Source organism: Catenulispora sp. MAP12-49 (assembly GCF_041262705.1).
Lineage (GTDB): Bacteria > Actinomycetota > Actinomycetes > Streptomycetales > Catenulisporaceae > Catenulispora.
Genome location: NZ_JBGCCP010000007.1, coordinates 36389 through 59100 on the forward strand (window position 1 = coordinate 36389; position 22712 = coordinate 59100).

At 71.1% G+C, this 22712-nt stretch carries 21 protein-coding genes; 12 read left to right on the plus strand and 9 right to left on the minus strand.

From position 1 onward, the window contains the following. The first annotated feature begins 178 nt into the window (after window positions 1-178). The 3 genes from ABIA35_RS15645 (at window position 179) to ABIA35_RS15655 (ending at window position 4202) form a co-directional block, all read left to right on the plus strand. The gene (locus ABIA35_RS15645) at window positions 179-1069 is read left to right on the plus strand and encodes a helix-turn-helix domain-containing protein (protein WP_370339592.1); all 891 of its coding nucleotides are present in this window, start codon (window positions 179-181) and stop codon (window positions 1067-1069) included. 84 nt (window positions 1070-1153) lie between these two features. After that, window positions 1154-3562, plus strand: a complete 2409-nt coding sequence (locus ABIA35_RS15650; protein WP_370358343.1) for a hypothetical protein — start codon at window positions 1154-1156, stop codon at window positions 3560-3562. 400 nt (window positions 3563-3962) lie between these two features. Then, the gene (locus tag ABIA35_RS15655) at window positions 3963-4202 is read left to right on the plus strand and encodes a helix-turn-helix transcriptional regulator (RefSeq protein ID WP_370339588.1); all 240 of its coding nucleotides are present in this window, start codon (window positions 3963-3965) and stop codon (window positions 4200-4202) included. 195 nt (window positions 4203-4397) lie between these two features. Here ABIA35_RS15655 and ABIA35_RS15660 read toward each other — a convergent pair whose 3' ends face one another. Together ABIA35_RS15660 and ABIA35_RS15665 are read right to left on the minus strand one after the other, a co-directional pair. Continuing rightward, window positions 4398-5954, minus strand: coding sequence for a flavin-containing monooxygenase (locus ABIA35_RS15660; protein WP_370358344.1), 1557 nt, complete (start codon window positions 5952-5954; stop codon window positions 4398-4400). Then, the gene (locus ABIA35_RS15665) at window positions 5951-6934 is read right to left on the minus strand and encodes an alpha/beta fold hydrolase (RefSeq protein ID WP_370339582.1); all 984 of its coding nucleotides are present in this window, start codon (window positions 6932-6934) and stop codon (window positions 5951-5953) included. The genes ABIA35_RS15660 and ABIA35_RS15665 overlap by 4 nt, the downstream gene beginning before the upstream one ends. Before the next feature lie 81 nt (window positions 6935-7015). Between ABIA35_RS15665 and ABIA35_RS15670 the strand changes: the two genes are divergently transcribed. Together ABIA35_RS15670 and ABIA35_RS15675 are read left to right on the plus strand one after the other, a co-directional pair. Beyond that, a complete protein-coding gene (locus ABIA35_RS15670; protein ID WP_370339580.1) occupies window positions 7016-7645 on the plus strand; it encodes a TetR/AcrR family transcriptional regulator in 630 nt (209 codons plus the stop codon). Window positions 7646-7752: 107 nt separating this feature from the next. Beyond that, window positions 7753-8448: a DUF4262 domain-containing protein gene (locus ABIA35_RS15675; protein WP_370339578.1), complete on the plus strand. Its 696-nt coding sequence runs from the start codon at window positions 7753-7755 to the stop codon at window positions 8446-8448. A gap of 274 nt (window positions 8449-8722) precedes the next feature. Here the strand turns inward: ABIA35_RS15675 and ABIA35_RS15680 are convergent, their stop codons facing one another. Then, entirely contained in the window at window positions 8723-9601 is an 879-nt protein-coding gene (locus ABIA35_RS15680) for a hypothetical protein (protein WP_370358345.1), read from the minus strand. Window positions 9602-9855: 254 nt separating this feature from the next. Between ABIA35_RS15680 and ABIA35_RS15685 the strand changes: the two genes are divergently transcribed. Then, complete coding sequence (locus ABIA35_RS15685; protein ID WP_370358346.1) at window positions 9856-11796, plus strand: chaplin family protein; 1941 nt, start codon at window positions 9856-9858, stop codon at window positions 11794-11796. A 144-nt stretch (window positions 11797-11940) separates the two neighbouring features. Here the strand turns inward: ABIA35_RS15685 and ABIA35_RS15690 are convergent, their stop codons facing one another. The 3 genes from ABIA35_RS15690 to clpS all read right to left on the minus strand — a co-directional run bounded on the left by ABIA35_RS15690 (window position 11941) and on the right by clpS (window position 13451). Further along, window positions 11941-12417 carry a hypothetical protein gene (locus tag ABIA35_RS15690; RefSeq protein WP_370339572.1) on the minus strand — a complete coding sequence of 159 codons (477 nt, stop codon included), beginning with the start codon at window positions 12415-12417 and terminating at the stop codon, window positions 11941-11943. 153 nt (window positions 12418-12570) lie between these two features. Then, window positions 12571-13125: a DUF2017 domain-containing protein gene (locus tag ABIA35_RS15695; protein WP_370339570.1), complete on the minus strand. Its 555-nt coding sequence runs from the start codon at window positions 13123-13125 to the stop codon at window positions 12571-12573. Between the two features lie 23 nt (window positions 13126-13148). Beyond that, entirely contained in the window at window positions 13149-13451 is a 303-nt protein-coding gene (clpS, locus tag ABIA35_RS15700) for an ATP-dependent Clp protease adapter ClpS (RefSeq protein ID WP_370339568.1), read from the minus strand. Window positions 13452-13475: 24 nt separating this feature from the next. Between clpS and ABIA35_RS15705 the strand changes: the two genes are divergently transcribed. Together ABIA35_RS15705 and ABIA35_RS15710 are read left to right on the plus strand one after the other, a co-directional pair. After that, entirely contained in the window at window positions 13476-14777 is a 1302-nt protein-coding gene (locus ABIA35_RS15705; RefSeq protein ID WP_370339566.1) for a nicotinate phosphoribosyltransferase, read from the plus strand. Between the two features lie 35 nt (window positions 14778-14812). Next, a complete protein-coding gene (locus tag ABIA35_RS15710) occupies window positions 14813-15385 on the plus strand; it encodes a nicotinamidase (protein WP_370339564.1) in 573 nt (190 codons plus the stop codon). Here the strand turns inward: ABIA35_RS15710 and ABIA35_RS15715 are convergent, their stop codons facing one another. Both ABIA35_RS15715 and hppD read right to left on the minus strand, forming a co-directional pair. Then, entirely contained in the window at window positions 15386-16402 is a 1017-nt protein-coding gene (locus ABIA35_RS15715) for a DUF2510 domain-containing protein (RefSeq protein ID WP_370358347.1), read from the minus strand. Window positions 16403-16538: 136 nt separating this feature from the next. Then, a complete protein-coding gene (hppD, locus tag ABIA35_RS15720) occupies window positions 16539-17678 on the minus strand; it encodes a 4-hydroxyphenylpyruvate dioxygenase (RefSeq protein WP_370358348.1) in 1140 nt (379 codons plus the stop codon). A 152-nt stretch (window positions 17679-17830) separates the two neighbouring features. On the opposite strand from hppD, the gene ABIA35_RS15725 reads away from it, so the two are divergent. The 3 genes from ABIA35_RS15725 to ABIA35_RS15735 all read left to right on the plus strand — a co-directional run bounded on the left by ABIA35_RS15725 (window position 17831) and on the right by ABIA35_RS15735 (window position 20528). Then, window positions 17831-18340, plus strand: a complete 510-nt coding sequence (locus ABIA35_RS15725; protein ID WP_370339559.1) for an Lrp/AsnC family transcriptional regulator — start codon at window positions 17831-17833, stop codon at window positions 18338-18340. A 101-nt stretch (window positions 18341-18441) separates the two neighbouring features. Further along, window positions 18442-19155, plus strand: coding sequence for a DUF5819 family protein (locus ABIA35_RS15730; RefSeq protein WP_370339557.1), 714 nt, complete (start codon window positions 18442-18444; stop codon window positions 19153-19155). Beyond that, window positions 19152-20528 carry an HTTM domain-containing protein gene (locus ABIA35_RS15735; protein WP_370339555.1) on the plus strand — a complete coding sequence of 459 codons (1377 nt, stop codon included), beginning with the start codon at window positions 19152-19154 and terminating at the stop codon, window positions 20526-20528. Before ABIA35_RS15730 ends, ABIA35_RS15735 begins: the two co-directional genes overlap by 4 nt. On the opposite strand, the gene ABIA35_RS15740 is transcribed toward ABIA35_RS15735, so the two are convergent. Next, window positions 20410-21039, minus strand: a complete 630-nt coding sequence (locus ABIA35_RS15740) for a hypothetical protein (protein WP_370339553.1) — start codon at window positions 21037-21039, stop codon at window positions 20410-20412. The two genes, ABIA35_RS15735 and ABIA35_RS15740, sit on opposite strands and share 119 nt — an antisense overlap. A gap of 38 nt (window positions 21040-21077) precedes the next feature. Here ABIA35_RS15740 and ABIA35_RS15745 point away from each other — a divergent pair, with 38 nt between their 5' ends. Continuing rightward, the gene (locus ABIA35_RS15745; protein WP_370339551.1) at window positions 21078-21764 is read left to right on the plus strand and encodes an IclR family transcriptional regulator; all 687 of its coding nucleotides are present in this window, start codon (window positions 21078-21080) and stop codon (window positions 21762-21764) included. Window positions 21765-22712 lie beyond the last annotated feature (948 nt).

Consider the following 22712-nt stretch of genomic DNA (forward strand, 5'->3'; position numbering starts at 1 on the left):
AAGACTTCGCCTTATCGATTCAGGGTCCTGTGGCACGCTGCCGGGAGCCCCGACAGCGGGGACGACCTAGGCTTGCGGTGTTCACAAGCGGACGCCCGAGTGGCACAATCGGCAGCTGATCCACCGCCCGGCACCTGCGAATCGCAGGCTCCGGGCCTGGCGATGGAGCGAGGAAGCAATGAGTGGGCCCCACACCGCTGATCCCGAGTCCGAGCCGCCGCGCTCGGGCGGCGCGACGGTGCGCCGGATCATGCTCGGCTCGCAACTGCGGCGCCTGCGCGAGGCCGCGGCGATCACCCGGGAGACCGCCGGCTGGGAGATCCGCTCGTCGGAGTCCAAGATCAGCCGTCTGGAACTGGGCCGGGTCGGCTTCAAGATGCGCGACGTGGAGGACCTGCTGACGCTCTACGGCGTCACCGATCCCGGCGCCCGCGAACCGTTCCTGTCGATGGCCAAGGCCGCGAACGCGACCACCTGGTGGCACGGTTACCACGACGTCCTGCCGAGCTGGTTCGCCGGCTACATCGGCCTGGAGGAGTCGGCCTCGCTGATCCGCACCTACGAGGTGCAGTACATACCGGGCCTGCTGCAGACCGCTGATTACATGCGCGCGGTGATGGCCGGCCGCGGCGTCTACGACAGCGACTCCGAACGCCGGGTCCAGGTCCGGCTGGAGCGCCAGAACGTGCTGCTGCGCGACGCGGACGCGCCGCGGCTGTGGGCCGTGGTCGACGAGGCCGCGCTGCGCCGCCCGGTCGGCAGCCCGGAGATCATGCGCCAGCAGTTGTCCCACCTGCTGGAGATGATGGAGCGGCCGAACGTCACGGTGCAGGTGCTGCCCTTCCAGTCCGGCGCGCACGCCGCCGAGGCCGGAGCGTTCACCATCCTGCGCTTCGCCGAGCCGGACCTGCCGGACGTGGTCTACCTGGAGCACCTGGCCGGCGCGCTCTACCTGGACAAACGCGATGACGTGGACGTCTACCTGCAGGTGATAGAGCGGATCAGCGTCACCGCGCTGACTCCGGCACTCACCGCCGAGGCGCTGGCCAAGCTGATCAAGGACTTCTGAAAGGCCGGTAGGAGGCAGCAAGCTTCTTAAGGTTCTTAATCAGGTATCTGTACTCGAACATCCAAAACGGATACGTTCGTAGCCATGCCTGACAGGGGAGACGAACGGGGGCGTGGCGGCACACGGACACTGGTGACCGGCATTCTGGCCGGCACCGAATGGCTCCCCGCCACCAACCCGCAGGAGGCGACGCAGACCGCTCGCGACGCCCGCGACCTGGCGGTGCGGCTGCGGCCGGTGCTGTCCAAGCTGGCGCAGGCCCCGCGCGGCGGACGCCGCCGCGATCTGGAGTGGCTGCCGGCCGTCGAGCAGCTGGCCGTGGACGCGCAGTACTTCGCCTCGTGGTGGCTGCCGAGGCTGGAAGGCAAGTCGGCACAGTCCTGGCCGTCGTGGTCCGCCGACGGATACGCGGACTGGGTGAAGCGGCTCGACGCGCAGCGTCTGCGAACCCTGGAGATGGTCGAGGGAACGGCCCCGGTGACACGGATCGCGTCGGTCACCCAGCTGCGGCGCGGTAAGAACGCGGCGGCGGAGGCCGAGACGGAGGCCGCAGCGGCCGCGGTGGCCCCGGAGAGCCTGGAAAGCCTGGGGAATCTGGAGCGCCCCGAACACCCGGAGTCCCCGGCGCCCCCGGCTCCGGGCGTCGAGAGCGGCACAGAGTCCCACTCCCCCGCACGCCACGCCCGCGGCGCGTCGGGCGGCGACGAAGAGCGCTCTGCGCGGATCACGCCGTTGCGCGGGCCCGGTGCGGCTCTCATGGACGCGGCCTTCATGGACATGGCCGAGCAGAACCGGTCGGCCGACGAGACACACATAGCGAGGGCGACGCCGACTTCGGCCCCTGACACGCGTGTCCCGGCCGAGCCGGAGCTGCCGCCGGTACCGAGGACGCCGCCGAATCAGGGCCCGGTCATCGACGACCCGGACACCACGCATGTCCAGCGGCCTCCGGCGGACAGCAGGCCGCTCGGATTCGACGATCTCGCCTCAGCGGCCTCCGGCGCCTCAGAAGTCTCAGATGCCGCCCCGCCGCGGGTGCCCCGGACGCCGCCGAACCAGGGCCCGCAGGACGCCGGCATTGGCGTCGGCGCGGACATCCTGCAGATCCCCCGGACGCCGCCCAACAGCGGCCCGGCGGACGCCGATGGCGGCGCCGATGTGCCGCGCACCCCGCGCGCGCCGATCGTCAGCCTGGTCGGCGACGACGACGGGCCGCGCGTCCCCCGGACGCCGCCGAACCCCGGTCCGGCGGTCGCCGAGGACGACGCCGACGCGACGCACATCTCGCTGGCCCCGGTGGTCCCGGCCGCGAAGAGTCCGGCCGCAATGGGCCCGGTCGCTCAAAGCCAGGCTGCAAAGAACCCGGACGCAAAGACTCCGGGCGCAAAGACTCCAGGCGCAACGTCCCCGGCCGCCAAGACCCCGGCGGCTCCGGCCGCGCGGGCCATGCCGGCCATGCCGGCCATGCCGACCACGCCAGCCACGCCGACCGCTCCGGCGGCGCTCGCGACCGGCGCGGAGGAGCAGACACGGCCGTTGTTCCGGCCCGAGCGGCCGGCCACGCCGCCGCCGTCGGTCTCCGCGGCTCCCGCCCCCGCGGCGGCCGCTCTGGCTTCGGCATCGGCCGGTGCGGCGGGCGCGAGCACCGCTGCCGGCTCCGGCCGCGGCTCCAGCGTCGGGCTCGGGCTGTTCGGCGGCGACGACTCCCACGACGAGTTCGAGGACTTCCAGCCCGGCGACGACCGGCCGCCGCCGGTGTTCCCGATGACCGAGCCGGTCGAGCCGGTGGACCGCGGGCGCATCGTGCGGTTCGCGGCGGCCGCCGTGGTGCTGGCGGCCTTGTGCGTGGTGGCCTTCGTCGCGCTCACCCAGAAGAGCTCGAACACCAAGACCGCCGCGACCACGACGCCCTCGACGAGTTCGAGCAGTCCGGCCGCGAGCGCGTCCAGCAGCGGTTCGTCGAGTTCGGCCAACCCCGGCGCCGTGACGGCACCGACGGCGACCGACACTCCCCCGGCCTCCTCGAGCGCTCCCAAGCCGCCGCCGAGTTCGGCGCCGAAGCCGAGCACGCCGCCGAGCACGGCTCCGCAGAGCACTTCCGCACCGCACAGTTCGGCGGCCCCTCCGCCCCCGCCGCAGAGCACCCGTCAGCAGCCTCCGGCCGGCGGCGGCGTCAGGGCCCTGAACGTGTCGCTGGCGCCGGACGCGACCGGGAGCTTCACCTACGTCGCGCACGTGCACGTCACGACGAGCGGGACCGGGTCGGTGACGGTCACCGTGACGTTCGCCGGGACGTCGTCGTCCGGCTCGCCGGGGTCCACCGGGGCGCAGAGCCAGTCCTTCACGCTGTCGGGCAAGACGTCGTACGACATCGATCCGGAATTGGATGTGCACGGTATGTGCACGGGGTCGGGCGAACAGCCTTACATCGACGCGGTCGCCAGCGCCTCCGGAGCGAGCTCGTCGGTGGCTTACGCCAGCTCACCATGCTGATCATCAAGCTGATCATCAGGCTGAAATCGGGCCGTTATGGGAGAACCCCTACCGCGCCTCGAAGCGTCACCCTATAGTTCAGTGCATGGGCCAGGATGGGGGGATTGGCCTTCTGACCTTTGTGTCGGAGTTGGCCGATCGCACCGTCGGGGTCAACGTGCGGGCGCTGAGAAGCAAGCCGGAAGATTCCGTGCGCACGGGGTCGTCCGGGGTCGCTGACGCGTCCCGGCCGTAGATCGGCAGCGTTGGCCTCCTCCCCCTGGACCACGCCCCACGCCGCCCGCACGCACCACGCGGACGGTGAACACCGACGCCCTTTGCAGGCAACCGGCCCCGAACCGGTCGGCCGCCTGGACCGGGCCGTCAGAGCAGCATCCATCGCAACAGGGGGGAAACACCAATGAGCACCACGACCGTCGGTACCCAGCGCACCGCCTCGCTCGACCGCCTCACGGCACGCGAGATGGAGATCGCCCGGCTCGTCCGGGACGGACGCACCAACCGTCAGATCGCCCGCGCCCTGGGGCTGTCCACCAAGACCGTCGAGGCGCATCTGTCGCGCATCTTCGCCAAGCTGTCGATCCCGTCCCGGACGGTGCTCGCGGTGCTGGTGACGACTGGAGAGCGCGCGGCAGCCTGATCCCGGGGCCGCAGAAGGGCCGCCGAGAGGCGGTGCGGGCGGCGGCTTCGAGATGATGAACGCCTTCTGGCACGGTGCGCGTCGGTACGGATCGCGCACCGGGCCGGGAGGCGTTCTGGGTTTGCGGGCACGGGCGTTTTCCGCCCGCGGGCTTTCGGTCTTGCGCTGCTTCCGGGCTGGCGGTGGCGCCGCGGCTCACCGCCCGAACTCGTAGGCCCCCGCGTTCGGCTTCCGCGTCCGCAGCCAGTAGCGCCACGTGAAGCCCGGCCAGATCGTCGTGTTGCGGCCGTGCTCGTCGAGGTACCAGCTCTGGCAGCCGCCGGCGCTCCACACCTGGGTGGCCAGGGCGCGCTGCACGCCCGCGTTGAAGCGGTTCTGGGCCTGCGGGGTCGGGGCGATGGTGGCCGCGCCGTTTTCGTCGGCCAGGGCCAGGAGCTTCATCAGGTACTCGGTCTGGGCTTCGATCATGAAGACGATCGAGTTGTGGCCCAGGCCCGTGTTGGGGCCGACGAGGATGAACATGTTGGGGAAGCCGGCGACGGTCATGCCGTAGTACGCCGCCATGCCCCCGGCCCAGTCCTGCTTCAGGCTTCGGCCTGCGGGGCCGCGCATGTCGATCGTGTCGAAGGCGTCGGTGACGTGGAAGCCGGTGCCGTAGATGATGGCGTCGACCTCGTGCTCGGTGCCGTCGGCGGCGACCACCGCGTTCCGGCGGATCTCGCGGACGCCCTGGTCGACGAGGGCGACGTGGTCGCGGGCGAGCGCCGGGTAGAAGTCGTTGGAGATCAGGACGCGCTTGCAGCCCATCGTGTAGTCGGGCTTGAGGCGGCGCGCGAGCTCGGGGTCGCGGAGCTGGCGCTTGCGGTGCACGTTGGCTATGCCCTCGGCGGCCTTCATGAGCTTCGGGTTCACGAAGCCCATCGCCCGGGATTCGGCGGTCAGGTAGATCAGGGTGCGATGGGCGCGCTGGAAACCGGGCACGCCCCGGTACAGCGCCTTGGTCACGCCGGAGATGTGCCGGTCGCGCTTGGGCATGATCCAGGCCGGGGTGCGCTGGAACAGCACCACCGAGGCCGCTTGGCGCGCGACCCGCGGCAGGAACTGGATCGCCGAGGCGCCGGTGCCGATCACGGCCACGCGCTTGCCGGTCAGGTCCACGTCGTGGCGCCACTCGGCGGAGTGCCAAGCGGGGCCCTCGAAGTCGCCGACGCCGGGCACGTCCGGGAGCAGCGGACGGTGCAGCGGTCCCATTCCCAGAGCTACATAGGAGGCGCGGATCTCAGTACCCGCCCCGGATTCGCTTTCGGGAGCACCGAGCTTGACCCGCCACTCCTTCGCCGCCTCGTCCCACTCCCCGCCGTCGAACCGCACCCCGAAGTACAGGTGCTCCTCAAGCCGGTACTCGCGCACGCAGTGCCGCAGGTAGTCCAGGATCTCCGGCTGCCGCGCGAACATCCGGCTCCACTTGGGGTTCAGCTCGAACGAGAACGAGTAGAGATGCGACTGGATGTCGCATGCGGCGCCCGGATAGTTGTTCTCCCGCCAGGTCCCGCCGACGTCGTCGCCCTTCTCCAGGATCACGAAGTCGTCGCGCCCGGCCTGCTTGAGCTTGATCGCCATGCACAGCCCGGCGAAGCCCGAGCCGACGATCACGTACTTCGCGCGGGCCGGCACCTCCCGGGCCGGATGGCCGCCGGTGATGAGCGCCTCGGACAGCTCCATCGGGTCCGTTTCCTCGGCGACGCGTGTCATGCCGCGCTCTCCTCCCGCGCCCGGGCCGCCGCGACCAGCTGGGCCAGCAGCGTGCTCACCACCTGCGGGCGCTCCATCGGCAGCATATGCCCGGTCCCCGGGGCCACGGTCAGCCGCGCGCCGGGGATGGCCTCGGCGAGCCGGCGCGCGTGCGAGACCGGCGTGAGCTTGTCCTTCGAGGATGCGACGACCTCCACCCGCGCCCCGGCAAGGTTCTTCAGCGCGGCGCGCTTGTCGTGCACCATCAGCGCGGGGAAGAACCCGGCGAGGGTGGCGCTCGGGCAGGTCTTCAGGATCTCGTTGCACTCCACGACCGCCGCGCGCGGCGCCTTGCGCCCGAACAGCAGCCAGCGGGTCTGCGCCACGGCCAGGAACGAGGTCGTGGACTGCTTCGCCCGGAACGCGTCCGCCTTGCCCGGCCTGGCGGCGATCTTCCGCAGGGTGCTGATGATCGTGTTCCGCACCGGCTTGGCGACCACCTCGGGGAAGCCGAGCGTGAGCCGGGACAGGCCGCCGCTGGAGGTGTTGGTCAGCAGGACGCCGGCCACCCGGCCGCCGGGCCGGAACAGCTCGGGCCGCTGGTCGGCCAGCGCCATGACGGTCATGCCGCCCATCGAGTGCCCGGCCAGGACCACCGGGCCGGCCGGGACCAGCTGGTCCAGGACGGCGGCCAGGTCGCGGCCGAGCTGGTCGACCGACGGTCCCGGGCCGAAGCGCTCGGCGTCGGCGGCGGGGACGCCGGACAGCCATTCCCCGCCCGGCGTCGAGCGTCCGTGCCCGCGCTGGTCGTAGCGCAGGATCCGGACGTCCCCGGCCCCACCCTCCACGAGGGACTCGGCCTGGGCCCGCCAGGAGCGGGTGGACAGCGTCCAGCCGTGCGCCAGCACGAGGGTGACCGGCGCGTCGGGGGCGCCGTCCTCCTGGACGTTCAGCTCGGCGCCGTCGAAGGCGGTGACGGTGTGGAATCGCGGATCGGCCATGCTCCCCTGCCCCTGCTCGCCGGTACTTACCGGCCGGTAGCTTACTGAGAGTAGGTTCGGAAGTCGATAGAGTCCGGGACCATGAACGACGCCCCCCGCCGCAAGCGCGTGCCCCGCGCCGAGCGCGAGCTGCAGATTCTGGCCGCCGCCGAGGAGGTCTTCGCCGAACGCGGGTTCCAGAACACGTCGATGGACGAGGTGTCGCTGCGCGTCGGGGTGTCCAAGCCGATGTTGTACGAGTACTTCTCCTCCAAGGAGGGGCTGCTGCTGGCGTGCGTGGCGCGGATCCGCGCGGATCTGCACAGCCTGACGCTCAACGCCGTGTCCGCCGCCGAGCCGAAGGGCCCGCGGGCGGTGCTGGAGGCCGGGCTGGAGGCGTACTTCGACTTCGCCGACCGGCACGGCCGGGCCTGGGCGGTGTTGTTGAACGAGTCGGTGATCGTGGCCGGCCCCGCCGAGGAGGCGATCGAGGCGATCCGCGGCCAGCAGACCCGGCTGCTGGAGGAGGTGCTGGGCCACTGGCTGCCCTCGGCGTCCCCGACCCGGCTGGCGATCATGGCGCACGCGCTGGTCGGCGCCGGCGAGCGGGTCGCGCGATGGCGGCTGCGGGACGGCTCGGGCATCGGACCGCACGAGACGGCGGTGCTGCTGGCCGACGCGTTCTGGCCGGGTTTCGCCGAGATCGAGGCGGCCGCCGGGCCCAGATCATAAGCCCAGCGTGACCAGCTCAGCACGGTGCGAGAACCTTTCGTCCGAAAGGTGAACTCCGGGCGTCCTGGATAGGTACTCTCATGCACTCATCGCATATCGTGAACATCATGGCGGAGAGTCCCGGCCACGGCGGTCCTGCGGAACCGACGGGCGAACACGAAGAGCGGCGTCGCGTGACGGCCGACATCCCGCCGTGCCACTGCGTGATCTGCGACAGCGAGAACGCGGCGGCCCAGACCCTCACCGCGGCCGAGAACGAGCACTTCGCCGACGACGACGGCCTGGCCGACGAGGAGGAGGACGCGGTCCGCGCCCTGGTCCCCGGCTGGTTCGGCGAGGCGGCCGCGCACGTGCGGCGCACCGGCTGGACCTCGATCGGCATCATGCCCGGCACCCGCACCCCCGGATGGGCTTTCTCGGTGGGGCTGTGGCACAGCTACCGCGCCCCCGAGGTGTCCCTGTTCGGCCTGCTGCTGCCGGACATGCAGCAGCGCGTGAACCGCGCCGGACGCCTGATCCGCGACAACAAGCCCTTCGGCTACGACATCGAGATCGACGGGATCCTGGACGCCCAGCCGGTGGTCGCCAAGCGCGTGCACCCGGGCTGGTACCCGACGCTGTTCGGGTTCGCGGTCGGGTTCTACCGCGGGGCGGTTCCGCCGTTCGTGCAGCTGGTCTGGCCGGACAGCCACGGGCTGTTCCCGTGGCAGCCCGGATGCGGGCTGCGGTGCCGGACGGTGCAGCCGCAGCTGTGGCTGCCGCCGGAGCTGCACCCGGACGGGCCCTGGCAGAACCCGCGCTGAGGTCGGGGGCTGCCACACCGATCAGGTGGCCTCGCCTGCATGGCCCCTTGACGGAAAACCGGCGGTATGACCATCAACCCGCCGGACCGCCGGACCCGCAACCAGCCTGACGCTGATCACCGGCCCGGCCCGACGGCCTGACCGGGCAGCCAGCCTGCTCCCGGCAGCCGGCCCGAGCCGCCGCCGGCCCGGCCGACCGCCACCTCGCCCTACGCCTGCACAGCCGCCGGCTCTGCCCTGGCCGCCGCCGGCCCGGCCGGCCGCCGACCTCGCCCTATGCCTGCACAGCCGCCGGCTCGGCGGCGTCCTTGGCCTCCTGCTCGGCGACCAGTCTCGCCGTCCCGCCCCCGGCGGCCAGGCCGGCGGCGCGCGACAGCAGCGTGATCAGGCGCTCGGCGCGCTCGGGGGTCAGGCCGCGGTAGGCGCGGGAGGCGAGTTCGTCGGTGATCTCCTCCGCCTGCTCGCGGAACAGGCTCATGGCGTCGTCCGGGTGGGGGTAGGGCAGGGGCCAGCGGAAGAACTTCGCGCCGCCTTCGCCGAGGGGGCCGGTGATGATCGCTTCCAGCGGCTCCAGGCCGGCCATCTGGACGGCCGTTATGTGCAGGCCGCCGCGCTGCTCGCGCATGACCATCGACCAGTGGACCACGCGGTGGCGGGCGGCGGCCGGTTCGGGCATCGCGCCCCAGGCCGCGGCCAGCGGGGACAGGCCGGTCTCGGAGGTGGTGGCGATCTCGCGGAGGATGTCGGCCAGTTCGTGGGCCTCGTCCTCCGGGAAGGCCGCCAGGTACTCGTCGGCCCACATGCGCTGTACGTCGCGGTAGCGGTCCACCTGGCGGTCCAGCGGGGGGCTCTGCTTCGGGTCGCGGGCCGTGGTCCAGCTCGGGACCGCCAGCTCGGCCGGGAAGAAGCCGGCGACAGCGTGCACCACTTCCGGGGCCACCGGTCCCAGGACGCCGACCCGGCCGCCGAAGTAGAACGGCCAGCCCTTCATCCCCAGATCCTTGGCCGCGGTGCGGGCCGCCTGGGAGGTCATGTAGTCGCCGCCGAGGGCCGTCAGCGGGGCCTTGGCCTCGACCGCGGTGCTCAGGGCCAGCTCGCGGATCTGTATCGGACCAAAAAGCGGTGCCGGATCGATTGTCGGATCAGCCGTCATGGACAGCGATTCTCCCCTTCGGCCGCGCGAGCTTACAAACCGCCTCGCACTGATGCTCTGACCAGGGCGTTGTCCGAGGTCCCCGGCATAGATCGCACCTAACGACTATTCATCCGCACGGAGCACGGCGGCGTGACGCGGTGCCGCGACGCGCGTTTTCGCGTGGACGGGCTTTGTCGGCGTTACCGCCGCATCTCCCAGCGTCACCGGAAATACCGATTCACCCGAACCCCACCTGAAGAATGAGGACTGGCATGCACGACGTGACCAAGCGCGGACTCGCGCTAGCGGTCGCGACCGGCGGCCTGCTGATCACTGGAGCCGCTCCGGCGCTCTCGGCGGTGTCCACGCACCCCGAGAACCCGGACCACGCGGGGAAGAAGAGCCAGCCGACGGGCGCCTCTTCACACCACGCGGCCATCCCGGTCAGCGCCCCGCAGGTCAAGCAGTACACCGGGCGGCACAAGGCCGACAAGGCCGACAGGGCCGACAAGGCCGCCGCCGCGCCGCACCACGCGGCCGCGCACCACGACGGCACGCCGCATCCCACGGACGCGCCGCACCACCCCGCAGCCCAGCACCACGCCACGGCAGCGCACCACGCCGGAGCGCACCACGCCGCACCGCACCACGCGACGGCCCCGCACAACCCTGCGGCAGCACACCACGCGGCCCCCCATCACGCCGCCGCGCCCCACCACCCGGCACGCCACGACGGCGCCCCGGCCCACGCCGCCCCCGGCATGTGGCCGGCCGCGGGCTCGACCTCGGCGCGCGACTACGGCCACGACGAGCTCAACGGCGCGCAGGCGCAGTCCGTGGACTTCGGCAGCCCCGGTCTGCTGACCGGCAACAGCTTCGAGGTCCCGGTCGACGCGCCGGTCAACATCTGCGGCCTGGTCGTGACCGTCCTGGGCGGCGGCGACAGCGCCGAGGGCAACCACTGCGTCAACGGCCCCGGCACGGCCGGCGGCCCGACCAGCTCGGCGTCCGCCGTGGCCCACGGCTCGCCCGGGGCCCTGTCGAACAACGTCGTGCAGGTCCCGGTCTCGCTGCCGGCGAACATCTGCGGCGACACCGTGACCGCCGTCGGCGGCGACGACTCGGCCGAGGACGTCCTGTGCGCCAACGAGGGCGCCCCGACCTCCTCGACCGCCAGGGCCGTCGCGACCGACTCGCCGGGGCTGGCGAGCGGGAACGTCGTCCAGGTGCCGGTCGACGCGCCGCTGAACCTGTGCGGGATCACCGCGAACGTGGTCGGCGTCTACGACACCGCGGCCGGGAACACCTGCGTCAACGGCGGGCACGTCCACGAACACGGTCACGAATACGACCACGGATACGGCCACGAGCCGATGCACCGCTCGACGGACGCCCCGGACGCGTACGGCCAGTCCCTGGGCGCCGGCGCGCAGGCCGCGACCGCGAACTCCTCCGGCGCGGTCACCGGCAACATCGTCCAGGTGCCGATCGAGGCGCCGCTCAACGCCTGCGGCGACTCGGTGAGCGTCGTCGGCGTGTTCAACTCCGCGCTGGACAACCACTGCGTGAACGACACCGCCGGCGGCGCGGGCGCGCTGGGCCGGGCCTCCGGCAACAACGGCCTGGCCGCCGGCAACGTCGCGCAGCTGCCGATCGACATCCCGACAGAGGTCTGCGGGGTCGTGGCGGCGGTCGGCGGATACCACGACACCGCCGCCGGCAACACCTGCGTGAACACCGGCGCCACCGGCACCGTGTCGAGCGCGAACACCGCCGGCGAGACCGGGATCGTGACCGGCAACGTCGCGCAGGGCAGCGTGAACGCCCCGATCGAGGTCTGCGGCACCACCATCGGCGCGGGCTACGCCAACAGCGGCACCGAGGGCAACGGCTGCTTCAACGGCCCGCCCCCGCCGCCGGTCAACTGCGCGCCCCCGCCGTGCCCGCCGCCGCCGGTCTACTGCCCGCCGCCGCCGTGCCCGCCGCCGCCGCACTTCCCGCCGCCCCCGCCGCCGCCGAGCCACCACCACCATCACCACGAAGAGCACCTGCACCGCCACCACCACCGCGGTCCGCACCACCACGAGGAGATGGGCCGGCTGCCGCACACCGGCACCGACGTCCTCGACTACGCGGGCCTCGCCGCCGGGGCCCTGGTGCTCGGCGCCGGAGCGGTGTTCGCCGGCCGTCGCAAGTCCGGCTCGGCCAACTAAGCACACCGACACCGGCGACTACACCGACGCCTACACCGGCCCAGTCCGGCACGACAACGGCAGCGGGGCCCCTGGATCCCAGGGGCCCCGCTGCCGTTTCCGCAGTGAGTGGCTACAAGAACTGATTCAGATCCTTCACCGAGATCAGACCCTCCCCGATAAGACCGCCCCCAGATATCCCTCGACATCGCCGTCGGCCTCGGCCCCCAGCATGGTCCGGGTCCAGGCGCGCCGCTCGTGGTCGATCACCGCGAGCTCCCACACGCAGCCGGCCTGCCGGGCCGGGCACCGGGCGATCTCCGCGGGTTCGGAGAACCGGGCCGAGTACGCGGCCGTGGACAGCAGACAGCCGTACGCCCACCACCCGACCACGTATGAATAAGCGTTCGTCGACCGGTGCGCGATCACGAACCCGACCCCATAGCGCCCGCCGCCGGTCCCGGGCTTGGGCAGCGCCTCCCCGGCGGCCTTGCGCGCGCCCTCCTGAGCGGCGTCGTCGAGCTCGCCCCCGGGCGAGGCGGACAGCCCGTGGAGCTTCACCCGCCAGTCGTCGATCTGGAGCAGGCCGAGCGGCCGCACCCTCCGGGGGGTGTACGGGACCCCACCGAGTGCCTCTGTCATGAGCCAGGATGCTGGCACACCTCGGGAAACGACTCAATGCTCTGCGCCGGGTTTCACTCGGGGCGGTGGAGGACGGCCCCGGTTCGAGACGGGGAGTCCGGCATCCGGGACGGCGGACGGCACGCCGGTCCGCCGACACGCCCGGCCGCCGGATCAGCCCATCAGGGCCTCGACCAGCCACTCCACCAGCGCGCCGAGCCAGTGGTACATGACCACTATCTCGTAGCGGTCGTCCTTCTCGTCGATGCGCTCGAACGGGTTGTCGTCGTCGTCCTCGATCTCCAGCCAGACCGCGAGGACCAGCCGGATGTCGTTGACCGCGCCGAGCCAGGCCCGGGCCTGGTCGCCGTCCAGGGACAGCTTGTCGCCGCCCTGGTAGTCCTGGAGCGTCTCCAGCACCTGGCGGGCCATGGCGCGCTTGCCCTCGCGCAGGTCCGGCTCGGTGAGCCGGCGGAACTCGCTGGCCTCGTCGGCGTCGCCGTAGGCGTCGGGGAACAGCCGCGCCAGCGCCGGGTTGTCCGGCGTCTTCACCGGCCCCTCGGCGATGCCCAGGGCGGCGACCAGCGGGTCCGGCTCCGAGCCCAGCGGGTCCTCCTCGTCCAGCAGCGCGAGCTGGCCGGTCAGCAGGAACCGCAGCACGCCGGCCTGGCCGTCGGTGAACACGCCGACGATCTGCCCGGACCGGTGGGCCTTGAAAGGCTTGAGCACGTGGGGATCCCCGATCTGGTCGTTCAGCCGTCCTGGCGCTGCACGGTCGCCCACAGGCCGTAGCCGTGCATCGCGGCCACGTCCTTCTCCATCTGCTCGCGGCCGCCGCTGGACACTATCGCCTTGCCGAGGTTGTGCACCTCCTGCATCAACCGCTCGGCCTTGCCCTTGCTGTATCCGAAGTAGGTCATGAACACATAGGTGACATAACTCATCAGGTTCACAGGGTCGTTCCAGACCACGGTGACCCACACCGGGTCCTGCACGGGAGCCGCCCGGGTCTCCTCCGTGGCCTCCGGATCGACCTCCACCGGCGCGACACTCATCCCACCAGACTACGCTGATAGATCGTGAACAGCACCGCGCTCCTCACGGACCACTATGAGCTCACCATGCTGGAGGGCGCCCTGCGCAGCGGGGCCGCCCACCGACGCTCGGTGTTCGAGGTCTTCGCCCGCCGGCTGCCCGACGGCCGCCGCTACGGCGTCACCGCGGGCACCGGCCGCCTCCTGGACGCCCTGGAGGAATTCCGCTTCGACGCCGCCGTCTGCGACTTCCTGCACTCCTCCGGTGTCGTGGACGAGCCCACCCGGGACTGGCTGGCCGGCTACCGCTTCACCGGCGACGTCCACGGCTACGCCGAGGGAGAGTGCTACTTCCCCGGCTCGCCCCTGCTGATCGTGGAGTCCACGTTCGCCGAGGCGGTGCTGCTGGAGACGCTCGTGCTGTCGGTGCTGAACCACGACAGCGCGATCGCCTCCGCGGCCTCCCGCATGACCTCGGCCGCGATGGGGCGGCCCTGTCTGGAGATGGGCTCGCGGCGCACCCATGAGCAGGCCGCCGTGGCCGCCGCCCGCGCGGCGTACCTGGCCGGCTTCGCGGCGTCCTCGAACCTGGAGGCCCGCTACCGCTTCGGCGTCCCCACGACCGGCACCTCCGCGCACGCCTTCGTCCTGCTGCACGACAGCGAGCGCGACGCGTTCAGCGTGCAGGTCGAGGCGCTGGGCCGGGGCACGACACTGCTGGTCGACACCTACGACGTGGCCGAGGCCGTGCGGACCGCGGTCGAGGTCGCCGGCCCCGACCTCGGCGCGGTCCGCCTGGACTCCGGCGACCTGCTGTGGATGGCGCACCGGGTGCGCAAGCAGCTGGACGAGCTCGGCGCCAAGCACACCAAGATCGTGGTCACCTCGGACCTGGACGAGTACCAGATCGCCGCGCTGGCCGCGGCCCCGGTGGACTCCTACGGCGTGGGCACCAACCTGGTGACCGGCTCCGGCGCGCCGACCGCGGGCCTGGTCTACAAGCTGGTGGCGCGCGGCGCGAGCGTGGAGGCGGACGCGCCGATGGTGCCGGTGGCGAAGAAGTCCTCGGAGAAGGCCACCCGCGGCGGCCGCAAGTACGCCTGGCGCCGCATCGGCTCCGACGGCGTGGCGCAGGAGGAGGTCGTCGGCACCGGCGCGGTGCCCGAGGCGCTGGCCGCCGAGGGCCGCGACCTGCTGATGCAGTACGTGGCCAAGGGCGAGGTCATCGCGCGCCCGAACCTGGCCGAGATCCGGGAGCGCCACGAGGCCTCACGGGCCGAGCTGCCGCCGTGGTCCACGCAGCTCTCGCGCGGCGAGCCGGCGATCCCTACGGTGTACCCGAGCTAGCAGCGCCCTACGAAGCCCTAAGAAAGAAGCCGACCATGACGCGCGCACTGATAGTCGTCGACGTCCAGAACGACTTTTGCGAAGGCGGCTCGCTGCCGGTCTCCGGCGGCTCGGCCGTCGCGGCCGGCGTGACCGCGCTGCTGGCCGCGCCGGACCGCGGCGGCTTCGAGCACGTGGTCGCGACCCGCGACTGGCACACCGACCCGGGCGCGCACTTCGCCGCCGAGCCGGACTACGTCGCCAGCTGGCCGGTGCACTGCGTGGCCGGCACCGAGGGCGCGGAGTTCCACCCGGACTTCGACCGCACGCACGTCGACGAGGTCTTCTCCAAGGGCGCGTTCCAGGCGGCGTACAGCGGGTTCGAGGGCATGCTGGACGGCTCGGACACGACGCTCGGCGACTGGCTGCGCGCCCGCGGCGTGGACACGGTGGACGTGGTCGGGATCGCCACGGACTACTGCGTGCGCGCCACGGCGCTGGACGCGGTGAAGCTGGGCCTCACGACCCGGCTGCGCTCGGACCTGGTGGCCGGAGTGGCCCAGGCTTCGACCGCTTCGGCGCTGGCAGAGATGCGCGATGCGGGTGTTGAGATCGTGCCGGCGGCGTAGCTACCGCGCCCGCCGCCGCTTCAGCCGCATCGCGTACAGCACCGCCACGACGAGCAGCACCGCGGCCATGCCGCCGAGGTAGGCCTCGGAGGTGCTGTCCAGCACCTTCATCTTCGTCGGCGAGGTGATCCGCGCGGCGAGCTTGCCCTCGCGGTCGTGGACCGACTGCCGCAGCAGGTACGCCAGCGGCACGATGCCGACCGCCGAGATCAGCAGCACGGCCAGGGTGTGGCCGACGCGCGCCATCGGACCGGCCTTCACCACGACCTTCGGGGCCTGCTTCTGCTTCGAGCCGCGCGGCTTGTCGAACTCGGTGCGGGAGGCGCCGGGGACCTTGTCGCCCGGCTTGGGGCCGGTGGTGATCTCCGGGCCGTCGAAGGGCTTGCCGTCCGCGCGCAGCAGGCGGATGCGCAGTGCCTGGTTCGCCGCGGACATCTGGGCCGGGGTCTGCTTCGGCGGGGCCACCATGCCCGGCCCGCCGGTGATGGAGATGCCCATGCCGGAGGCGCTGGCCAGTGGTGCGGCCGGGGAGGACGTCGATCCGCCGGCCGCCACCTGGAATCCCGGCATCGACTGCATAGACGACATCGACGGCGGCGCCTGGCGCGGGGGCTCGGGGATCACGTCGTCGAAGCTCGGCTCCCGCCTCGACGCGGAGAACGGGGACGCCGTGGGCTTGGCGTCGTCGAAGCTCACCTCGGACAGCGGACGCGGCGGCGCGAAGGCCGGGGTCTTCGACAGCGAGGCGGTTGAGGTGTCCGACGCCGCGGACAGCGTGTCGATGTCGGCGCCGCCGACACCCACGTCGTCCATCGGCGGGAAGGCGAGCGTCGTGCTGGCCAGACGCGGTGCCGGGGACGCGCCCTCGGCCCCGACGGCCCCTTCCGCGTCCCCTCCGCCGGCCTTCTTCGGCATCGGCTTGCTGGTCCCCGGGACCCACTTCGAACCGTCCCAATACCGGATGTATCCGGGGACTGAAGGGTCGGGGTAATAGCCGGGACGCGGTGAACTCTCCACGATCACCGAGCCTAGAACACTGCCGCCCAAACCTGTACGGGTGCCGGGATTCCTTACGCAAGCTTGAGGAATCGCCGACACCCGCACGATGACCAGCTACTACGTCCTTTGCAGTAGACGCGCGCCCGGGCGGGGCTCACAGGTTGCCGCGGCGCTCCTGCTCGCGCTCGATGGCCTCGAACAGGGCCTTGAAGTTCCCCTTGCCGAAGCCCTGGCTGCCGTGCCGCTCGATCAGCTCGAAGAACACGGTCGGGCGGTCCTGCACCGGCTTGGTGAAGATCTGGAGCAGGTAGCCCTCCTCGTCGCGGTCGACGAGGATCTTGCGCTTCTGCAGCTCCTCGACCGGGACGCGGACGGTGCCGATGCGGGCCCGCAGCTCCCCGTCCTCGTAGTAGGAGTCCGGGGTGTCCAGGAACTCCACGCCGGCGGCGCGCATCGCGTCCACGGTGGCCAGGATGTCGCCGGTGTTCAGCGCGATGTGCTGCACGCCGGGGCCGCCGTAGAACTCCAGGTACTCGTCGATCTGCGACTTCTTCTTCGCGATCGCCGGCTCGTTCAGCGGGAACTTCACCTTGCGGGTGCCGTCGGCGACGACCTTCGACATCAGCGCCGAGTAGTCGGTGGCGATGTCGTCGCCGACGAACTCGGCCATGTTCGTGAAGCCCATGACCTTGTGGTAGAACTCCACCCATTCGTCCATCTTGCCCAGCTCGACGTTGCCCACGCAGTGGTCGATCGCCTGGAAGATGCGGGCGTTCGGCTCGACCAGCGGCGCGCGCTCGACGTAGCCGGGGGCGTAGACGCCGGTGTAGCGCGAGCGGTCCACCAGCGAGTGGCGGGTGTCGCCGTAGGCGGCGATCGCGGCCCGGACCAGGACGCCGTGCTCGTCCTCGATCTCGTGCGGCTTCTCCAGCCCGGTGGCGCCGTGCGCGACCGCGTACTCGTAGGCCGCGTAGACGTCCGGGACGGCGATCGCGAGGTCCGTGACGCCGTCGCCGTGCTCGGCGACGTGCCGCGCGATGTCGGTGCCCGGACGGACCGAGCCCTTCAGCACGAAGCGCGCGCTGCCGGACTCCAGCACGTACGACACGCGGTCGGTGCGGCCGGTCTCGGGGCCGGAATAGGCGACCACCTTCATGCCGAAGGCGGTGGAGTAATAGTGGGCGGCCTGCTTGGCGTTGCCGACGGCGAACACGACGGCGTCCATCCCCTTGACCGGGAACGGGTCCTTGGCGGCGGTGGCGGAGGCGGTGCTGGCAGCAGCGGTTTCGGTCATGGTCCAAGCTTCGATCCGCAGATCAAAGTGCGCAACGGGAGCTCTGAGAGCTATACAATCTGCTCAGCCAAGAGGGCTCATCAGCACCACTTCTGTACAGTGTGACCAGCGACACATCAGGCAATACCCGACATGAAAGGGAAGCAACCGATATGTCCATGACTGAACCGCCGCCGTCCACGGCGCCGATCGACAGCCTCGACGCCCGGCTGCTCGCCCTGCTGACCGAGGAGCCGCGGATCGGCATCCTGGAGGCGTCGCGGCGGCTCGGCGTGGCGCGCGGGACCGTGCAGGCGCGCCTGGACCGGTTGCAGGCCCGGGGCGTGGTGCGCGGCTTCGGACCGGTGATCGACCCGGCGGCGCTGGGCTACACGGTGACCGCGTTCGCGACGCTGGAGATCCGGCAGGGGCGCGGGCAGCAGGTCCGCGAGCACCTGGCGGCGATCCCGGAACTGTTGGAGATGCACACGATCACCGGCATCGGCGACATGCTCTGCCGCATCGTCGCGCGGTCGAACGCGGACATGCAGCGGGTGATCGACAAGCTGGTCTCCTTCGAGGGGATCCAGCGGACCTCGACGGTGATCGCGATGGCGAACCCGGTGCCCTACCGGGTACTTCCGCTCACCGAAGTGTGCGCCACCGAGCGCCTCGAGGGGTAAGGACTGCTCCAGGGGTTTCTCAGGAGTCGCATTAGGTCACCGGCGTCACGACTTGCGAAAACGGTGTTACCGAGCGTCCGGCGATCCGTTAGGTTTGCTGCGTGTCCGAGCCGATCGAGGAACCCCCCGCGCCCGTGCCGACCCCTCCTCGACAGACTCCCCGTCAGACACCCCGGCCATGGTGGTCCCGGACACTCCTGGGCGTCGCGACCCTCGGCATCTCGCTGCTCGCGCTCTACCACCTGAGCATCACGTTCCTGACGAACTCGCCGACGAACACGGTCAGCACGAAGTTCGCCACCCCCATCGCCAAATGGGTCTACCCGTGGTTCGAGCAGAACTGGCGGCTGTTCGCGCCGAACCCGATGTCGCAGAACTTCACCGTCGAGGCCAGGGTCTCCACCGACTGCTACAGCAGCGTCACACCCTGGTACAACCTCTCGCAGATGGACTACGACACCATCGCGCACAACCCGTTCCCGGGCCACACCGAGCAGAACGAACTGCGCCGGGCCTGGACCGACGGCTACGCCGCGACCCACGACGGCTCCGACGTCCCCACCTCCGACCGCGGCGACATGATGCGGCAGTACCTGGTGAACATCGCACTCCAGCGGATCGACCCGCGCAGCGCCAAGGACGGCGTACCCCCGGGCAAGATAATGAACATCGAGTTCCGGGTGACCACCACCGACATCGCGCCGGCCGCGACGCCGAACCTGGTGATGACGCCGTCGGTGCACATCATCCCGTGGCGCCAGGTCTCCCCCGACGCGGTCTCCTACGGATGCCCGAACGGGAGCGTGGCGCCGTGACCTCGGACCTGGACGACACCGCCTCGGACCTGAACAACACCGGCCCGGACCTGGACGACACCGCCCCGGATCTGAACAACACCGCGCCGGACCTGAACGACACCGCCCCGGACCTGAACAACACCGCCGACGACACCGTCGACGCGACCGGAACCGTCCTCGACACCGCCGAGATGGCCGTCGCGGTGGCCGCCGCCGGGCCCACGCAGTTCCGGCACCAGCCGCTGACCTGGATCGGCGCCAGGGCCCGCAACGCCTTCACGTTCCTCACGACGCACGCCATCGCGCTCTACGGCACCGCGGTCCTGCGCATGGGATACGGCTCGCTCTACCTGATCTTCCTGCTGCACGAGTACCCGAAGCACGACGCGCTCTGGGGCCCGAACGCGCCCTGGACGCCGGCGCTGAACCAGCAGTTCGCCAACGACCCCGGCCTGGACTGGTTCGCGGTCGACCGCTGGTGGTACACGTTCCTCGGCCACGGCGGCAAGACCTGGTTCGAGTTCTGGTACACCGTCGCGATCCTGGTCTGCCTGCTGTTCGCGCTGGGCTGGCGCACCCGCGTCACCTCGATCTGCTTCGCGCTCACCATCATGGCGTTCACCGGCCGCGACGTGTTCCTCACCGACGGCGGCGACAACATCATGGGCCTGATGGCCATCTACCTGGCCTTCAGCCGCTGCGGCGCGCGCTGGTCGCTGGACGCGCGGCGGCGCCGGCGTCAGGCCGCCAAGCGCGAGCAGCGCGGCATCCCCGAGTTCGGCTGGCCGGACACTCCGGGCTGGCAGGCGGTCGCCGAGCTCGACCGGACCCGCGAGGAGATCGTCACCTTCCTGCACAACGCCGCGGCCCTGGTGATAGCCGCGCAGACCTGCGTGGTCTACGCCGCGGCCGGCCTGTACAAGTCGCAGGGCTCTTACTGGCAGAACGGGACAGCGCTGTACTACACGCTGAAACTGGACTGGTTCCGGCCCTGGCCCGGGCTGTCCGACTTCTTCGCGGGCCAGAGCGTCATGATCGCGATCGTGGCGTATCTGACGGTGTTCGTGCAGATCGCCTTCCCGTTCGCCGTGTTCAGCAAGTGGCTGAAGTACCCGTGCCTGGTGATGCTGGTCGGGATGCACTTCTCGATCGCGGTCGTGATGGGGCTGCCGATGTTCTCGGCGGCGATGATGGTCGGCGACGCGGTGTTCCTGCCGACGAGCCTGTGGCTGTGGGTCGGCAGGAAGGTGCGCGAGCAGCTGGCGCGGCTGCCTAGGCCCGGGCTGTATCTGATTTCAAAGCGGGCGCGTCCTGCTCCAGCCACTCCGCGAAGTCCGGAAGGGTCCGTACTCCCCCATCAAGCACAGCCTCATAAATCAGCGTCCCATTGACCGTCCGGCCGTACTCGGGGCGCGGCGTCCACTCCTCCTTGACGCGCAGGATGGCTTCGCGGGTCTCGTCGGTCAGCCGCGGCAGCAGCGTGCGCAGGTGCGCCAGGTCCGGCTGCCGCTCGGGCTGGTCGACGAACCACAGGTCCAGACTCCAGTCCCGGGGCCGCACCGAGCGATAGCTCACCTGGAGGAACAGGCCGTCGGGGTACTTGTCGGGCTCGGTGTTCCAGGCGCCGGTGTCGTTGCGGAAGGTCACCTGCCGCACCCGATCGTGCCGCGCCAGCTTGGTCGCCAGCTGCCCGACGGCGTCGAAGGCCGACAGGTCCAGGCGGGCACAGGCGGTGGTCACGTCGATGTCCGGCTTCACCATCACACCGAGCGCGGAACTGCCGGTCCGGATCGGATCGCCGACCGCCTCCAGCCCGGCCACCAGATCCAGGTCATCGAGGACCGCCTCCGCCTCACCCTGCAGGAGCCGCTGCCGCCGGAACAGTTCCTCGTCGATGCCCATCCTTCGAGTATGGTCCACCCACGATCTAAGCTGCGCGTATGACCCGCACCGATCCCGCCCCGGAACCGGAGACCAGCCAAACTCTGGACCGGGGGATCCGCGTGCTCACAGCCCTGGCCGACGCCACCGCCGGCCTGACGGTCGCCCAACTGGCCGAACGCGTCGGCGCCCCCCGCACCGCCGGCTACCGGCTGGTCGCCACCCTGGAGGCGCACGGCCTGGCCCGCCGCGACCCCGACGGCCGCGTACACCTCGGCGTGGGCGTCCTGCGCCTGGCCGCACGCGTGCACCCCCTGCTGCGCGAAGCCGCGACCCCACCACTGCGCCGGCTGGCCGAGGCCGTGGGCGCCACCGCGCACCTGACGGTCGCCGAGGGCCCGGACGCCCTGGCGATCGCGGTGGTGGAACCGACCTGGACCGACTATCACATGGCCTACCGCGTCGGATCGCGCCACCGGCTGGCACAGGGCGCGGCGGGCAAGGCGATCCTGCTGGGCCGGTCGACGGCCGGGCGTCCGCCCTCAATGACCAAGGACCCTGCGATGCTCTACACGGCGAGCGAGGGCGAACTGCAAGCCGGCGCCCACGGGATCGCGGCGCCGATCCGAGAGGTGCCGGGCCTGGAGGCGAGCGTCGGCGTGGTGTCGTTCGCGCCGTTGGACACCGGGGCCGTCGCGCCGCGGGTGATTCAGGCCGCGGCGGAGATCTCGGCGGCTTTGAAGTAGGGCGACGGGCAAAGGCGTTTTCTTACGGCTTCGCGCGGGTTGAAGACGGATCCGTTGGTGGCGCGGTTCGGTGGTGGGTCGGGTCGGGTGTAGGCGGCGGTGGTGTGGGCAGGTGGTCGGGTTTACTGCCACAGGCCACAGGCCACAGTCAAGAGCAAGGTCAAGAACTGAAAGGCGCCTCCGGCAGCGCCTACGCGGCGAGCGGCCTCGGCTCTGAGGGATCACCAGACCCCGCGCAGGTGGCGGTCCGAGTGTTGGTCGCCACTGTCTCGGTTCCCTCGTCGCTGTCGTCGCCGTAAACGGAACCATCCCGGCCTGGCGGTATCAAGTCGGATCGCCGTTGCTGTGGTCTAGTTTCGCCCGACTTGACACCGTCAGTCCGGAATGGTTGGCAGAGCCCGCCGACAGCGACGAGGGAACCGAGACAACCCCACCTGTATGGGAAACAGGATCCACGTGTCACACCGTGCTCACGCAAGCAGGCCAGTCGCGGCCGACCACCTGTGACAGGTGGATCCCGCACCCCATAGAGGGGTCTTTGTTCCGGGTCCCCCGCCGCGTCGGCGGGCGCAGCCAAGCTGGCCGGGCCGGTGGTGTCAAGTCGGACGAAATCGGACCACAGCAGCGTGTGATCCGACTTGATACCACCGGACCGGTCTGCTTCCTTCAGGCGACGACGCGGCGGGGGACCCGGAACACTGGCGACCACAAGCAACACCGCCAGCAGGCAACGCCGCGCACCACGCACGAAAAGCAAGGCGACCACTCCCGGACCGGCAGCAAACAGCAGGCCCGCACCCCCACCCCCGCTGTAGAGGCCCGCCGGAGGCCCTGCCCTTGACCGTGTCCACGCCAACCGCCGGCCGCCGGCCGCCAGCACGACACGAGGCACTCAACCAAACCGCGCCACCCACGGATCCCGCAAACCATACGCGAAGCCGTAGAAAC

Excerpts from the sequence above, each read along its gene's own strand:
- ABIA35_RS15740 (WP_370339553.1), bottom strand. The coding sequence starts at position 21,039 with ATGGGCATCGACGAGGAACTGTTCCGGCGGCAGCGGCTCCTGCAGGGT.
- ABIA35_RS15675 (WP_370339578.1), top strand. The coding sequence starts at position 7,753 with ATGGCGGAGAGTCCCGGCCACGGCGGTCCTGCGGAACCGACGGGCGAA.
- ABIA35_RS15660 (WP_370358344.1), bottom strand. The coding sequence starts at position 5,954 with ATGACACGCGTCGCCGAGGAAACGGACCCGATGGAGCTGTCCGAGGCG.
- ABIA35_RS15745 (WP_370339551.1), top strand. The coding sequence starts at position 21,078 with ATGACCCGCACCGATCCCGCCCCGGAACCGGAGACCAGCCAAACTCTG.
- ABIA35_RS15670 (WP_370339580.1), top strand. The coding sequence starts at position 7,016 with ATGAACGACGCCCCCCGCCGCAAGCGCGTGCCCCGCGCCGAGCGCGAG.
- hppD (WP_370358348.1), bottom strand. The coding sequence starts at position 17,678 with ATGACCGAAACCGCTGCTGCCAGCACCGCCTCCGCCACCGCCGCCAAG.
- clpS (WP_370339568.1), bottom strand. The coding sequence starts at position 13,451 with ATGAGTGTCGCGCCGGTGGAGGTCGATCCGGAGGCCACGGAGGAGACC.
- ABIA35_RS15710 (WP_370339564.1), top strand. The coding sequence starts at position 14,813 with ATGACGCGCGCACTGATAGTCGTCGACGTCCAGAACGACTTTTGCGAA.
- ABIA35_RS15690 (WP_370339572.1), bottom strand. The coding sequence starts at position 12,417 with ATGACAGAGGCACTCGGTGGGGTCCCGTACACCCCCCGGAGGGTGCGG.
- ABIA35_RS15655 (WP_370339588.1), top strand. The coding sequence starts at position 3,963 with ATGAGCACCACGACCGTCGGTACCCAGCGCACCGCCTCGCTCGACCGC.
- ABIA35_RS15680 (WP_370358345.1), bottom strand. The coding sequence starts at position 9,601 with ATGACGGCTGATCCGACAATCGATCCGGCACCGCTTTTTGGTCCGATA.
- ABIA35_RS15685 (WP_370358346.1), top strand. The coding sequence starts at position 9,856 with ATGCACGACGTGACCAAGCGCGGACTCGCGCTAGCGGTCGCGACCGGC.
- ABIA35_RS15725 (WP_370339559.1), top strand. The coding sequence starts at position 17,831 with ATGTCCATGACTGAACCGCCGCCGTCCACGGCGCCGATCGACAGCCTC.
- ABIA35_RS15665 (WP_370339582.1), bottom strand. The coding sequence starts at position 6,934 with ATGGCCGATCCGCGATTCCACACCGTCACCGCCTTCGACGGCGCCGAG.
- ABIA35_RS15650 (WP_370358343.1), top strand. The coding sequence starts at position 1,154 with ATGCCTGACAGGGGAGACGAACGGGGGCGTGGCGGCACACGGACACTG.
- ABIA35_RS15645 (WP_370339592.1), top strand. The coding sequence starts at position 179 with ATGAGTGGGCCCCACACCGCTGATCCCGAGTCCGAGCCGCCGCGCTCG.